Genomic DNA, 14,038 nt, shown 5'->3' on the forward strand with positions numbered 1-14,038 from the left:
CCGCAGCGGTGGGACCGGTGTCGAACGTCGCGCCGGGCGTCTCATACGTATTGGTGAACGTGAGCGGAGCCGCAGTAGGCGCGTCATTTTCATCCACTCGTACCACGGTCAGCTTGCCGTCGGCACCGGAGGTCACCTTGACCGTGACGATCCGCTCGGTATCGTCATAGGCGATGCCCGGAATCTTCGCGTTATCCGCCGGGACATCCTCGGTCACGGCAAACGTGTAGGTGCCAGCCTTATTGAAGGTGATGTTACCGAACGAAGCCTGGTGGTCGGCAGTCTCGTTGGTGATTGTCACCTTCGTTGTGTCGGGAAGCAGGACCTCGTGACCTTCAATGGCACGCTGCGTCTCGGCGTCCTTGGCCGCAAGGGAGAAGGAGAACGAGTCGCCGGAAATCCAATCTCGACCGTCGATGCTCTTCTGAACGATCAGGTTCGTGGAGCCGTCGAGAGTCCCACCGCTGTCGTCTACGCGCCAGTTGGCGATGAACGTCAGCTTGCCGACCGTCCCGGCGCCGACGATCAGGCTGTTGGTCGAGGGGAAGTCACCCTGCTCGGGATTGGTTTTAGTCCCGTCACCCAACGTCCAGCCGTCAAACACGTACCACTTCTTGGTCGCCTCGTTCCACACGCGTTCGGGATTCTTCACCGAGAAGCCCTCCTCGGCCGTGTACCGGGTCGGGTTCTTGCCCGCGGCTTCATTCACCGACGTCCCCTCCGGTGCCGTGACGGCCTTGAGGGCGACGTCGGCGGCGGCAGGCGAACCATCCGCGTTGGTGTACGCAACGGTGTAGTTGATCGGCTGCACCAGGTATGTGATGACGTCCGGGACCTTATCGCCCGCAAGGGCGGACACTGACTGCGCGTTGCCGTCTTTATCGATCCACTGCAGAACGGAGGCATCGTTCACCGAGATATACTTGTTACCATCCTTATTGACCAGTGTATAGCCCATGCCGATAAGCTTTTCCACATCCGCGGGACGGGGCGTCGTCACCGTTTGATAGGGGCTTGTCGTGAACTCACGGATGACTTTGGGCGTGTCGCCTGTCTCAGTGCCGGCCTTCACGAAGCGCACTTTATGCTGGCGCACCACGATGGGATCGTAGTAGAAAATAACATTGTAAGTGCCGTCCGGCTGGTCGAGCTTGAGAACCTTGCTCGTCCCGTTGGGAACATAGCCAGTCTGACTCTTTGCGGAGAAGGCCATCGTCGAGCCCGGGTTGAACGCCTGGTCCTTTTGCTCGGACTTTTCCAACACGTAATACTTCGTACCGCCGTTAGAGGTGATGTTGCCGTTCTCGTCTACCAGAACCGTATCTTTGTCCTCATCGCCACCAAGCGGGCCCTTCGTCACGTAGTAGATCGTGTAGCTAAATGTTTCCGTGCTGTTCGCCGACCATTTCGCCGCAACATGCTTGTCCTCCGCAATGGCCTGGTCGAAGTCAAACGCCGTCTCGGGAGACGCGATGTTGCCATCTTGGTCCGCAGCGTACCAGCCTTTCAGCGTGTAACCGGCGCGGACCGGACGCGGAATGATCGCCTCGGTGGAGGTGTAGCGCCTATTGGCGGGAACGCTTTCGACAACGTCGTTGCCGCTGTTGCCGATCGTGCCACCGTTTAGATGGAACGTCACCTCGTACGAAGGCGCATCCCAAATCGCATAGAGGCGCATGTTGCTCTCGATGGCAAACGTATCGCCGGCCTGCGCCTCACTGCCGGCGTCCTCGTTCATCGTCCACTGCATGTTCACACCTGCGGGACCGAGCGCCCAGCCCTTGAACGTCCAAGGCTTGGTGCCGTTATCCGCACGGTCGGGGCACACGGCGGTCGAGCCGAGGGCGGACCCATTGGTATCCGTGAGCTCCCAGCCGTATTTTCTCGCGCCATCGACCATCGTGTCGTTCTTGTCCTGGTAATCCAGCTTGTAGCCGTACGCGTCCTTGGTCACCTGCGCGCCGTAGGGCAGCCTGACCGTGCCGAGCGTCACCTCGCTGCCCGTCGTGATGTTGCTGGAGGGCGCCATGTAGGTGATGGTGTAGCGCTCCCTGTTGTAGTAGAAGTACAGGTCGTAGGGGTCCGCCGCCGTTCCGCACGTCGTCCCGTTCCACGCACCGTCACCGTCGGCATACCGCGTGCTGTGGTCGGCATGGGTGTTCGCACGAGTCATGTGCAGGCGCGCGCTGGGGTTCTGCTTTTCGATAGAGTTCGAGGACACCGTCTCCACCCGGCGGGCGACGGCGTAGTACTTGCCGTCGTACGAGCGCACCGCGTAGTAGGCCCCGTTCGGGTCGTCGTACGTGATCTGCCCGTTGTTATAGGACACCCTCATCAGGTCGTTGAAGCCGTACCCGGCGATCGTCGGGTTGTCCGTCGGGACCAGGTACAGGAAGTCGCGCTCGTTGGTCGTATTATTGTTGTTGATGCTGACCCGCTGCATGCCCGTCACGTTTAGATCAGGCACCTCGAAGCAGTGGTTGTTGCGGTAGTGGCTGATGCTCCCGTTGAACCAGTAGGCCACCAGGTTGTGGCGCAGACCGGAGCCGGTGACTTTGCCAGACTCGTCGAACGTCACCGGATGCTTCGGGTCGGCGACGATCTCGGAGCCCATGGCCGCGTACGTTCCCATAATGGTGGGCTCGCCTTGGTTGTACTTGCCCGAGTTGAAGAAGCCACCCTCGCAGTACTTGCCATCGGTCGTCCCCCACGAGACCATCCTGGCCGTAGTGCCACGATTGCCAGGGTTGTCCAATCTGCTGACAACACTCTCGCTCGACCTGGCAACGGGCCAGACGTCGCGCAGGTCCGCGCCGTACTTGGCGCGGATGGTGATGGTCCGAGGGACGGGCATAGCCGCGTCGGCGTCCACGTCGGCGCGCATCCATCCATTGCGGTAAGTGCCGTTTCCGCCGTCATGGGGTGTGCTGTAGCCGAAGTTGAGGGTTCCGTCCGGAACCGCTGCGCCATGGCTGAAGCTGTAGCCGTTAGTGCTGGTAGCCACACAATAAGGGGAAGAATCGCCGTTAAAGCTTGCCTCACCATAATAAGTAAACTTCAACTCATAGACATTGCGCGTGAAGTAGACGTAGATTGTGGTTTTGCCATCAGAGGAAGCAGAAGTCGCATTGTAGTTGATTCCGCTCTCGTCCTCATGCACGATCTCGAAACCCGCCTGGGAGTAGAAATCGGCCACGTCGAGCTCACTCGCTTCGCCCATGGCGGTCTTGAACTCTTCGGCCACCTTAGACTGGATGCCATTGAGCAGTTCCTTATTGCCACCAGACTTCAACAACGCAGAATCGGTCTCCACGTCCATCGTAAAGCTATGGGCGTTGCTGTAGTGAGACTCGGTAGTACCCAGCTGCGGCTTATGAGTCACCGGAGCTTTTTGGTAATTAGTGTACTTCTGCGTGTAGTAGCTATCCCCACCCGCGTTGCCGCCTTCGGCAAGCGCCTGCACATCATCGGTACCGGTCAAATCCTCGGTCCAAAGAATGACGCGAACCTGGGTTGTGTCCGGAATCCACTTGGGCACCAGATGCAGTGCGAGGACGCCGCCACTCTCCTGCAGCTTGGCTTGTGCAATCGTGTCCTCATTTATGACAAGCGAAGGGTTGTTTTGATCGAGGTCGATATATTGATCATCGCTGTAACTACCATCCGCGTTGGCCGTTGCATTCTTTTCGAGATAGCGCCAACCGGCAAACGTATAGCCCGTACGTTTTGGTTCCGTAACAATTGTGAAGTCGACTTCTTTGCCTAACTCGACCTGCTGACGGGGAATATAGGTGTAGTCGGTATCGAAGATAACGCGATAGGAGCTCGCTGCTGAATAAAAGATGTCAACCGTCGTCTCGTTATTCGTGGTTTGATTCTCGATCAGCTTCTGAGCAAAGGCGTTTGGCTGAACCAGCTCGTAGGGATTACCATCAGCGCTTCCATTGTCGGTATGAGTGCGCGCGGTCGCGCGAGTCTGAGCGCCCACGCGCCCCTGCTGGGTGTCCTTGTCCAGGCAGACGTATTCCTCGGTGCCCACCTGCTTTTTGTCCTCGGGCGGAAGGACGGTGATCTCGTCGTCGCTCAGACCGCACAGCGTCCGCGGGACCCAGTGCCTCACCAGATACCAAGTTGCATTACGGCGATAGTACACCGTGATATCGAGCTCGTTTTTCCGGGCGCTTGCCAGCTGGTCTGCGGTCAGCGTCACTTCGATCTTGGGATTGACCAGAGCGTTTGCGCCATGGTTGCCCGAAGTGTCGCCGGGATGCGTGGCGTCGTCGCCGCACACCGCCTCCGCATAGTAGCCATCGGCACTGAGCCGGCGGGCGGCGTTCCATGCCTTGTTGTATTCATCGGAGTAGCGATTGCCATAGGCGGGGTTCTGCAGGTTGTGATCACTGTCGACCTTTTGCTGCTGGTAGTAGTAGACGGTCTTGTGGTCGATGTCGACGTCGAAGTCACCGCTTTCGAGGGCCTCTGCGAACTCATCCGCAGTCATGCCGTCGGTCGGCGGGTTGACCAGGTATTTGTTCAGCTCTGTGGCATCCAGCACGATGCGGAAGCCCTCGACGGTGGGCAACTTCCACGTGGCCTGATACGTGCCATCGGCCTGTTTCTCAAACTTCAACTCGACCGTTTGGGGAGCGGCGGCGTCGATGCCCGCCAATCCGCCGGTGTTGGAGTAGCGGTAGTTCAGGTTGAGCGTCACGACATCCTGAGACGCAAACGTGTAGTCGGTGTCTTCGCCCTTGAACACGGTCCCCGTCCGCGGGGCGCGCTGCGAATCGTGCAACTGTGCCACCTGCTGCATAAGGGCCGTGCCCGCACACGCACAGGTTCCAACCGTCAGGAAGACGGCGGCTATGATGGCGCACAGAGCCTTGATGGGACCTCTGCTCTTTCTAGGCCCCATTTTAGAAGGCCCCCCCCTGAAATGTTCAGATTCTCGTTCGCAACCATACCTGCTTCCCCTCTACGTTTGCACACGTTCGTGCGCTGGTAACCGAATTTGTAAGAATCTATATAGCGGCAGAATGATTACATTATATAAATTCGGTTACCTTAACACTGGAAGTACGGGAAGGAGGCCCTCGTTTAATATAAAATCCGCCAAGCGGTAAACACAAAAGCATCTCGCATATGAATCAAAGATGCCGATCCGGTAGTTTTAGGCATTTCGAGCCCATGTTCCGCAGTAAAAGCTCGAAAACATACCGTGTTTCGGAAAAGGCCCGCACAACATAACCGTCATGCGGGCCTTCGCTGCTAAACGCATCCGTATTGGCTACTTGACCTCGATCAGCTCATACCGGTCGGTGCCGAGGCCGATCTTGACACCGTGCTCGATCATGGCACGCCAATTGGTGTCGGGGTGCGTCATGTTGAAGTGGTCATGCTCGCAGTGCTCGGGGATGCCGCCGGAGGCCTCGAGCTTGTCGCGCATGTCGGTGAGCTCGGTGTTGGGCATCGCCGGCATCTTGAGCGCCGCGTCGATGCAGGCCTGGTCGATGGCGACCGGGTCAAAACTCGCGAACATGCCGATATCGGGCACGATGGGCGTGTCGTTCTCGGCATGACAGTCGCAGTTGGGGCTGATGTCCATAGCCAACGAGATATGGAAGCACGGACGGTCCTGCACGATGGCCTGTGTGTACTCGGCGATCTTGTAGTTAAGCACCTCGGCAGCAGCGTTATAGTCAGCCTCGATGGCGTCCTGGTTGCAGGCGCCGATGCAGCGGCCGCAGCCTAGGCAGCGATCGTGGTCGATGCTCGCGATGGGCGTGCTCACAACCTGGCCGTTCTTGAGCGTGCGCTCACGCGTAGTGGGGAAGCTGATGGCGCCGTGGGCGCAGATGCGCTCACAGGCATGGCAGCCGATGCAATGCTCGGCATCGACGCTCGGCTTGCCCGAGGCATGCTGCTCCATCTTGCCCGCGCGGCTGCCGCCGCCCATGCCGATGTTCTTCATGCAGCCGCCAAAGCCCGCGCCCTCGTGGCCCTTGAAGTGCGTGAGGCTGATTACGATGTCGGCGTCCATGAGCGCATGGCCGATCTTTGCCTCCTGCACGTACTCGCCGTTCTTGACGGGAACGATCGTCTCGTCGGTGCCCTTGAGGCCGTCGGCGATAATCACCTGGCAGCCGGTGGCGTACGGAGTGAAGCCGTTCTGGTAAGCGCAGTCGATGTGCTCGAGCGCGTTTTTGCGACTGCCCACGTAGAGCGTGTTGCAGTCGGTGAGGAAAGGCTTTCCGCCCAGCTCCTTGACCACGTCCGCGACGGCGCGCGCGTAGTTGGGGCGCAGGAAGGAGAGGTTGCCCAGTTCGCCGAAGTGGATCTTGATGGCGACGAACTTGTTGTCGAAGTCGATCTGCTCGATGCCGGCGCGGCGAATCAGGCGCTTGAGCTTGTCGAGCTGGCTTTCGCGGCCGTGCGTGCGCAGGTTGGTGAAGTACACCTTGGCAGGTGCAGCGGGTGCAGTTGCGGTCATAGATATATCCCCTCGGTCTATATGGCGTTACAGACATAGAGGATGGTACCCGTTAAAGCGGGGTTGAAGTCAAGCGCGGCGCCTAGCCGTTGGGGACATTCTTAAACGACTAGTCGCTGGGGGCACCCTTTCGCCACCCGGCAGTTGGGGACGCTCCTTTCCTGCCGACAGCTAGGGACAGTCCTTGCCAGCCCGGCCGGCAAGCCGGCCAATCGGCAAAGACTGTCCCCCATGGCTAGTCGTTTAAGAACGTCCCCAATGGCTAGGCGGTTAGGCGCGGGATTTGTTGTGCGCGAGGGCTAGGCCTGCGGCGGCGATGGCGGCGGCAAAGAGCGCCGTGACGCCCAGGTCGCAGGCAATGTCGCCCAGCACGGCAGGCGTCAGGTCCGAGGCAAGTGCCTTGCCGATCGCGTCGTTCACCCAATACGTCGGCACAAAATGCGCCGCGGTCTGCACGGCCGAGCCCATGAGCGACAGCGGCATCCAGGCGCCGCCCAAAAACGTCATGAGCATGCCGAGTAAGTTGCCCACGCCGTTGAACAGCTCCTCGCGCGCGCCCAAGCTCGACAGCGTAAAGCCAACGGCCAGCGGCGTGCACGCCAGGGCAAACGTTGCAGCCAGCGCTAGGCACACGCGATCCACGCCAACCTCGGCAACCGCTCCGGCAAAGCCCACGACGCCCATCATGCTCGACACAAACCAAATGAAGACGGTGAGCACGGCGGCGGCCGCGAACACGGCGAGCGAACGCTGGCGCTCGGAGACCGGGCCGGCATCCATGCGGCGCACGCGCTCGGGCTCGTTCATGCCCGAGAGCACCAATCCCACCGACACGATGACCGACGAGATGATCGCGTACGCGCCAAAGTTGAAGTACGACTCGAGCGTGGCGGCGGCAGTCGAGTCGACCTTGACCTGCTCGATCTGGACCTCCGCGCGCTTTGCGGCCGCGTGCTCGGCCGCCTTGGCAACGTCGCCGCTAGAAGCAGCGGGCTCAAGTGCCGCCGCAGCGCCCGCGAGCGAGATCCAGCGCGAGGCCTCGGCAGACGAAAGCGCCGCCGCCATGGTGCCGGCACCGTAGGTCACATCGAGCTTGGGCAGGGACTCCCCCACGCGGGCGGCTGCAACGAGGTCGTCCTCAAACCCCTCCGGGATAAAGAACACGCAGTCGGCGCTGCCCTTGGCGCTGTTGCTCTTGGAGAGCGCGTCCGCAAGGTCGTACGTGTCGTCGCCAACACCCGTAACCAGGTCAAAGCGCGAGCCCAAGTGCTTGGTGAGCGCGCGCGAAAGATCGCTGTCGTCGCGGTCGACCACAATCACATTGGCGTCGTAGGGCTTGTATTCGGTGAGCTGCGACGAGTTCCAGCTCACCGATGCCGCGATGAACACACCCATCAGCGATATGAACACCGTATAGATGAGCAGGTAGAACGGATGCGCGAGCGCCATGCGCAGCGCAGTCTTAAAGGTGCTCATAGCGGCTCCTTCCAAAAATCAGCGTGGCGGCGACAACAAACACCAGCGTCATGAGGACCAGCGCGCCCGCACGGATGACAAAGGGACCCAGGTCCTCAAAGAAATATAAGCGGTTGAACATGTCGCAGATGAGCTTGACGGGGTTGAGCCAGCACTCGGCCGGGCAGGCGCGGGCAACGTCGTCGGCAAGTGCCATCGCCGGCTCGCCGTAAAGCCCGGCGAACAGGGCGCACGTGGTAGCGAAACCCGTGAGGATGCCCGACTTGGATGCCTTGCCACCCTTAACGGGAAGCGTGCCCACAAAGAGTCCCAAGCCCGTGGCGGCAAGCGCGGAAGCGGCGCCGCCCACCAAACACAGTCCCTCGCGCCCGCCAAAGTCGACGCCCACGACCAGGCGCACGTAGCCGATCGCGATCGTCATCGAGGCGAAGGAGACCAGCCACGAGCCGACAAAAATGCCGGCCAGCGACGCCGTCTTGGAAAGGCCGCCCACGCAGCGGCGCGCGCCAAGGCCCGACAGATTGGGCTGCAGGTCAACGACGCTCAAGGCGGCAAACTCGGCAGACATCATCGCGACCAGGCCAAAAAGCGCGTAATAGTAGATGACTGTGCCATCGGGCGTGGTGCGTGTCAGGCTTACGCGGCGGACGCCGCCCTCGAGCGACAGGGCGCACGCAACCGCCTCGGGGTCGGCGAGCGCCGCCGGGTTGTCCTGGGCAATCTGGGACATGAGCTCGGCATTTTGCGTATACGAGCTCGCCACCGTCTCAAGAATGCTGCGGTCGGTGAGCACCGACGAGGCGCGCGAGCTGTCATAACTCGAAAGCAGCGTGAGCTTGGGCGTGCCCGCGGCATCGACCGTGTAGATGCCCACGACCTCGCCGGACTTGAGCGCACGGTTCGCGGCGTCCACATCCTCGCACTCGCTCACATCGAGCAGCTGATCGTCGCCCTCCTTGGCAAGCGAAGCCACCACGCCCTTAAAGGTCGAAGCGCCCCAGGCTTCGTCAGCGACAACGGCTACCGGCACCGGGTCGATCTTGCCGTCGGAGCTGAGGTTCGCAAACATAAACATGAACATCGTTGAAAGCGCAATGGGAAAGATCGCGCCCCAGACCCATGTACTCGGCCGACGCAGCAGCGTCTTGACCGTGGTGATGATGGTGTTGAACATGGCCGCCCCCCTAGTCGCGCAGCTCGCGGCCGGTGATCTCGAGGAACACGTCGTTGAGGGTCGGCGGTTCGGAATAAATGCGGCCGAGCGCCACGTCGGCGACGCGCAGCGTGTCGAGGATGTCGACCAGATTGTGCGGGCTCGCCTCGCAGGTGCAGACGAGTTCGCCGCCGGAAAGCTCAACGCTGAGCACGTGCTCGAGGGCACGCAGGCGCTCGACCGTGGCGGCCTCGACGGTGCCGACCTCGACGGTCACGCGCTCGCCCATCTGAATCATGCGCTTGAGCTCGTCGTTGGTGCCCTGCGCCAGCACGCGCCCGCCGTCCATGATCATGATGCGGCTGCAAATCTGCTCGACTTCCTCCATGTAATGGCTGGTATACACCACCGTGGCTCCCTCGTCGCGCAGACGGCAGATGCCCTGCAGAATGGCGTTGCGGCTCTGCGGATCGACCGCCACCGTGGGCTCGTCAAAAAAGATCAGCTCGGGCTTGTGCGCGATGCCGCAGGCGATGTTGAGGCGACGCGCCAGGCCGCCCGAGAGCTTGCCGGGGCGAAACTTGGTAAAGTCGCCCAAACCGACAAAGTCGATCGCCTCATCCACCAGCGCGCGGCGACGTTTGCGGTCGTTAACGTAGAGACTGCAGAAATAGTCGATGTTCTCACGCACTGTAAGCTCGTCAAACACCGCAACTTGCTGTGGGACCACGCCGATGCGGCGTTTGAGGTCGTAACGCGTGGGCGTCATGGGCTCGCCGAACAGCTCGATGGTGCCCTTGTCGTAAGCGAGCAGCTGCAAGATGCAGTTGATGGACGTGGTCTTGCCCGAGCCGTTGGGGCCCAGCAGGCCAAAGATCTCGCCAGGGGCAATACTCAGGTTAAAGTGGTCGAGCGCAATAAGATCGTCATAGCGCTTGACGAGGTTTTCGACGTGGACGATGTCTGTCATAAGGCGGCCCTTCTGTTGCTTGCGGCCCGGTACGATTGCATCATCGCAGGAGCGGACGGCGCGCACCAGTGAGCTTTGTCACGAGTGCGAGGGGGCGGAGGCGAAATCCCCGCTCGCGCAAGCGATCGACGCCGCTTTGCCGCGCGGGAGGAATGTCACGGTTGCCCCGGGCGGCGCCTTCCCCGTGCGCGGCATCGCGTACAATACCCGTATGAATAGGCTATTCGACAAATCGATCGTGCTGGCGTGCTGTATTGCGGTCGCTCTGGGCCTTGCTGTGGATGCCCGCTTGGTCGCGGCGTTTTGCCTTGGCGTTATAGCCACCTCGGCGTCGGAAGTCGCACGAGAAGAACACGCCCATCGCGCGAGCGAGGCCGCGAGCTACGCCTACATCATCGCTGCCGTCTTCGTGCCGCCATTTATGCCGTTCGCACCCCTTGCCTTCTATGACATCGCGCGACGCGTGCGCCGTGAACGCATCTGGCCCGCGCCGGCGATTAGCGCCGTGTTTGTCTGCGCGCTTGTCGCGGACCTTCGCGGCGGCGCGCTCACCACCCGAACGCTGCTGCTAACCGCCATCCTTTCGGTCGCTGCCACGTTGCTGTCGCTGCGCACCGCGCAGCTGGAGCGCGAACAGGAACGCATGCGTCGCACCCGCGACAAGCTGCAAGAACGCGCCCTGGCACTCGAGGCACGCAACCGCGACCTCGCCGACCGCCAGGACTACGAAGTCGAGCTCGCGACGCTCGCCGAACGCGCCCGCATCGCGCGCGAGATCCACGATAACGTGGGCCACCAGCTCACGCGCGCTTCGCTTCAAACCGAAGCTCTGCGCGTGGTCCACGCCAACGAGCCCAGCGTCGCCGCCGATTTCGCCGACGTCAAATACACCGTTGACGAGGCGCTTCAGCTCGTGCGCGCCAGCGTCCACGCGCTCAACGACAATGCGGCCAACCTCTCCGTGCAGCTCGAGCGCATCGTTGAAGGCGCACGCTCGGACAGCGGTCCGCAGATTGAGCTTGAGGTTTTGGCCGAGCATGCACCCGCCAACGTCGCCAACTGCTTTGCGGCGGTACTGCGCGAGGCGCTTTCCAACGCCATGCGCCACGCCCATGCCAAAACCATTACCGTGCGGTACATGGAGCATCCGTCGTTTTACCAGCTCGTCGTTACCGACGATGGAACGGGCGGGGTTCGGACAGGCGCCCACAGCGCCACAGGGGGTATGGGGCTCGCCTCCATGCGCGAGCGCGTCGAGGCGCTTGGCGGAACCTTCACCGCCGGCCTGCGCGCCGGCGCCCCCGGCTGGCGCGTTTTTGCCACCATCCCCAAACAGCAAGGAGATGAGGGCCGATGAGGCTCATAGTTGTCGACGACGACCGCCTAGTGGTCGATTCGCTCAAGATTATCCTGGGCGCTCAGCCGCAGATAGAGGTGGTGGGCACCGGTGCCGACGGCGACGACGCGGTGGCGCTCTGCGCCGAGCACGCACCCGACGTCGCGCTGCTCGACATTCAAATGCCAGGGCGCGACGGCCTTTCGGCGGCGCGCGAAATCCTTGAGCACGACCCCGCGGCACGCGTGGTGTTTCTGACGACATTCTCGGATGACGAGTACATCGTGTCGGCGCTCAAGCTGGGCGCCCGCGGCTACCTGATTAAAACCGATATCGCCGCCATTCCTCCGGCGTTGGCGCAGGTCATGGACGGCAAACGCGTGCTCGAGGGCAAGGCGATCGAGGATATCGATTTTGATGGGGCGGGCATCGCGGCGGGCACGCCCCGCCGGCCCGCGGCCTTTGCCGGCCTGACCGACCGCGAGTTCGAAGTCGCAGAGCTCATCGCCCGCGGTCTCGACAACAAGGAGATTGCCGCCACGGCATACATGGGCGAAGGCACCGTGCGCAACCACATCAGCTCGATCCTTGCCAAAATGGGCCTGCGCAACCGCACGCAGATCGCCATCGCCTACCTGCGAGGGTAATTACCCAACGGCCAACCGCCCCGGCATAGCAAAATGGCTGTCACCGATTTAATGCCATTTCAAAACTATGCCGGTTTACGGGGCTAAACTCAGGACCCCCATCCATACCCGCGTTTTCTGCAAAATGACGGCTCGTCTACCTGCGGTTTCATTTTCACGAATATCGGCATGGTTGGGGACTCGTGACTCAGCCCCGTAATCCGGCATAGTTTTGTTAGCGGCGGCCCAACCGCGCGTTCAAGCGCGGGGCCGGCGGGGCATTTTTGCCCCGCCGGCCTCTATTCCGGCGCTATTCCGGCTTAGTTTCTACCGTGAGAATCTTGTCCGCCGCAACCGGAGTACGGGCGGTGTCCATAGTCAGGCAGTGCTTGGGGCAGCTCTCGATGCACTCGCCGCACACCACGCAGGCGTACGGGTCAATCGACCACGTTCCGCCTTTGCGATCGACCGCAAGCGCGCCCGCCGGGCAACGGCGCGCGCACATGCCGCAGCAAATGCACACGTCCATGTCGTTGACGATGTGCCCACGCAGGCGCTCGGGTGCCGCGAGCTTCTCCTGCGGATAGCACACCGTTACCGGCTGCTTGACCATAGAGCCCAAGGCCGTCTTGGCAAATGTCAGCAAACTCATGCCGCGCCTACCTTTCCGTGCAGCTAATGCAGGGGTCGATGGTCAGGATAATCATAGGCACGTTAGCAATGAGCACGCCCTGCAGCGCATGCGTCAGACCCGCCAGGTTTTGCGACGTCGGCGTGCGCACGCGGAAACGGTCAAGGTTCTTGGTGCCGTTGCCGCGCACATAGTAATACGCCTCGCCGCGCGGCTGCTCAATCACAACCTCGCCGAGCGCGCCGTCAGCCGGCGTGAGCTTGGTGCGCCCGCCGATACCGTCGTGCGGAATCTTGCCCACAAGCTCCTTAATGATGTCCATGGCCTGCGTGACCTCGGCACAACGCACTTGGCAGCGGGCATAGCAGTCGCCATCGGTAGCAACGATGGGCTCAAACGCAGCCAGATCCGCATAGGCGCCGTCGCCGAACATGCGCACGTCGTAGTCCACGCCCGAAGCGCGCCCAAACGGACCGACCATCGAAAGGTCCAGCGCGTCCTTCTTGCTGATCACGCCCACGCCATGCAGGCGCTCGCCGCAGCTGTCGTCGTCCAAAAACGTATGCACCAGGGCCTCGTAGTCGGGGCGCATGGCGTCGAGCGTTTGGACAATACCCGCCAGCTCAGAATCCTCAATATCATGCTTAAGGCCGCCGACCTCGTTAATCGAAAGGATCACGCGGCCGCCGCACGTGCTCTCAAAGATCTTGAGAATCTGCTCGCGCAGGGTCCACGAACGATAGAACAGCGCCTCGAAGCCAAAGGCATCGGCGAGCAGGCCCAGCCACAGCAGGTGCGAGTGGATGCGCGAAAGCTCATGCAAAATGGTGCGGATATACTGCACGCGCCCGGGCACCTCGATATCGAGCATGCGCTCGCAGGCGCTGGCATAACCGTAGCTGTGACCCACGGCGCAAATGCCGCAGATGCGCTCGGCGATGTAGCCAAACTGGTGCATATCGCGCTTTTCGGTGAGCTTCTCAAGGCCGCGGTGCACAAAGCCAATCTGCGGAATTGCCTCGATAACGCGGTCGTCCTCGATCACCAGGTCCAGGTGAAGCGGCTCGGGCAGCACAGGGTGCTGCGGGCCAAACGGAATAACGGAGCGGTGTGCCATGGACCTTACGCCTCCTTTTTCTGCTTGTCGCGGGCGGCCTTGGCGGCAAGCGCCGCGCGGACCTTGGCCGCTTTCTCGGGATCCATGGCGGCGAGCTTTGCCTCCATCTCGGCAGCCTTGAGCGCGGCCTTGGCGGCAGCCTCATCGTGCTGAGCATCGGAGCCGGCAGCCGCAGCGGGCTGAGCGACGACAGCGCCCGCGGCACCGCCAGCGCCCGCGGCGCCCTCCCCCGCAGCAGC

Annotated in this window: 10 protein-coding genes; 2 read left to right on the forward strand and 8 right to left on the reverse strand. The window is 61.7% G+C overall.

The annotated features are described in order from the left end of the window. The 5 genes from DWX25_RS09265 to DWX25_RS09285 all read right to left on the reverse strand — a co-directional run. Nucleotides 1-4,915 (reverse strand): Spy0128 family protein (locus tag DWX25_RS09265; protein ID WP_147336107.1); only part of this gene is annotated, 4,915 nt, incomplete at its 3' end. 372 nt (nucleotides 4,916-5,287) lie between these two features. Next, a complete protein-coding gene (locus DWX25_RS09270; RefSeq protein ID WP_117734743.1) occupies nucleotides 5,288-6,490 on the reverse strand; it encodes a DUF362 domain-containing protein in 1,203 nt (400 codons plus the stop codon). Between the two features lie 270 nt (nucleotides 6,491-6,760). After that, the gene (locus DWX25_RS09275; protein WP_117798856.1) at nucleotides 6,761-7,966 is read right to left on the reverse strand and encodes an ABC transporter permease; all 1,206 of its coding nucleotides are present in this window, start codon (nucleotides 7,964-7,966) and stop codon (nucleotides 6,761-6,763) included. Then, nucleotides 7,953-9,140, reverse strand: a complete 1,188-nt coding sequence (locus DWX25_RS09280) for an ABC transporter permease (protein ID WP_117798855.1) — start codon at nucleotides 9,138-9,140, stop codon at nucleotides 7,953-7,955. The genes DWX25_RS09275 and DWX25_RS09280 overlap by 14 nt, the downstream gene beginning before the upstream one ends. Nucleotides 9,141-9,150: 10 nt before the next feature. Further along, nucleotides 9,151-10,089 (reverse strand): ABC transporter ATP-binding protein, encoded by a 939-nt coding sequence (locus tag DWX25_RS09285; RefSeq protein ID WP_117798854.1) that lies wholly within the window; start codon nucleotides 10,087-10,089, stop codon nucleotides 9,151-9,153. Nucleotides 10,090-10,300: 211 nt separating this feature from the next. Between DWX25_RS09285 and DWX25_RS09290 the strand changes: the two genes are divergently transcribed. Together DWX25_RS09290 and DWX25_RS09295 are read left to right on the forward strand one after the other, a co-directional pair. After that, complete coding sequence (locus DWX25_RS09290; protein ID WP_158557561.1) at nucleotides 10,301-11,446, forward strand: sensor histidine kinase; 1,146 nt, start codon at nucleotides 10,301-10,303, stop codon at nucleotides 11,444-11,446. Next, a complete protein-coding gene (locus tag DWX25_RS09295) occupies nucleotides 11,443-12,072 on the forward strand; it encodes a response regulator transcription factor (RefSeq protein WP_117734748.1) in 630 nt (209 codons plus the stop codon). Before DWX25_RS09290 ends, DWX25_RS09295 begins: the two co-directional genes overlap by 4 nt. Nucleotides 12,073-12,361: 289 nt before the next feature. Here the strand turns inward: DWX25_RS09295 and DWX25_RS09300 are convergent, their stop codons facing one another. The 3 genes from DWX25_RS09300 to DWX25_RS09575 form a co-directional block, all read right to left on the reverse strand. Next, complete coding sequence (locus tag DWX25_RS09300; protein WP_117798852.1) at nucleotides 12,362-12,703, reverse strand: 4Fe-4S dicluster domain-containing protein; 342 nt, start codon at nucleotides 12,701-12,703, stop codon at nucleotides 12,362-12,364. 7 nt (nucleotides 12,704-12,710) lie between these two features. After that, on the reverse strand, nucleotides 12,711-13,799 hold the full coding sequence (locus DWX25_RS09305) for a nickel-dependent hydrogenase large subunit (RefSeq protein WP_117742959.1): 1,089 nt from the start codon (nucleotides 13,797-13,799) through the stop codon (nucleotides 12,711-12,713). Between the two features lie 5 nt (nucleotides 13,800-13,804). After that, nucleotides 13,805-14,038, reverse strand: a 234-nt coding sequence (locus DWX25_RS09575) for a hypothetical protein (protein WP_199412349.1), incomplete at its 5' end; no start/stop codon positions are given.

Origin of the sequence: Collinsella sp. AF18-8LB (assembly GCF_003459795.1) — a bacterium.
Lineage (GTDB): Bacteria > Actinomycetota > Coriobacteriia > Coriobacteriales > Coriobacteriaceae > Collinsella.

Coding starts and splice junctions, on each gene's coding strand:
- DWX25_RS09270 (WP_117734743.1), bottom strand. CDS start 6,490: ATGACCGCAACTGCACCCGCTGCACCTGCCAAGGTGTACTTCACCAAC.
- DWX25_RS09275 (WP_117798856.1), bottom strand. CDS start 7,966: ATGAGCACCTTTAAGACTGCGCTGCGCATGGCGCTCGCGCATCCGTTC.
- DWX25_RS09280 (WP_117798855.1), bottom strand. CDS start 9,140: ATGTTCAACACCATCATCACCACGGTCAAGACGCTGCTGCGTCGGCCG.
- DWX25_RS09285 (WP_117798854.1), bottom strand. CDS start 10,089: ATGACAGACATCGTCCACGTCGAAAACCTCGTCAAGCGCTATGACGAT.
- DWX25_RS09290 (WP_158557561.1), top strand. CDS start 10,301: ATGAATAGGCTATTCGACAAATCGATCGTGCTGGCGTGCTGTATTGCG.
- DWX25_RS09295 (WP_117734748.1), top strand. CDS start 11,443: ATGAGGCTCATAGTTGTCGACGACGACCGCCTAGTGGTCGATTCGCTC.
- DWX25_RS09300 (WP_117798852.1), bottom strand. CDS start 12,703: ATGAGTTTGCTGACATTTGCCAAGACGGCCTTGGGCTCTATGGTCAAG.
- DWX25_RS09305 (WP_117742959.1), bottom strand. CDS start 13,799: ATGGCACACCGCTCCGTTATTCCGTTTGGCCCGCAGCACCCTGTGCTG.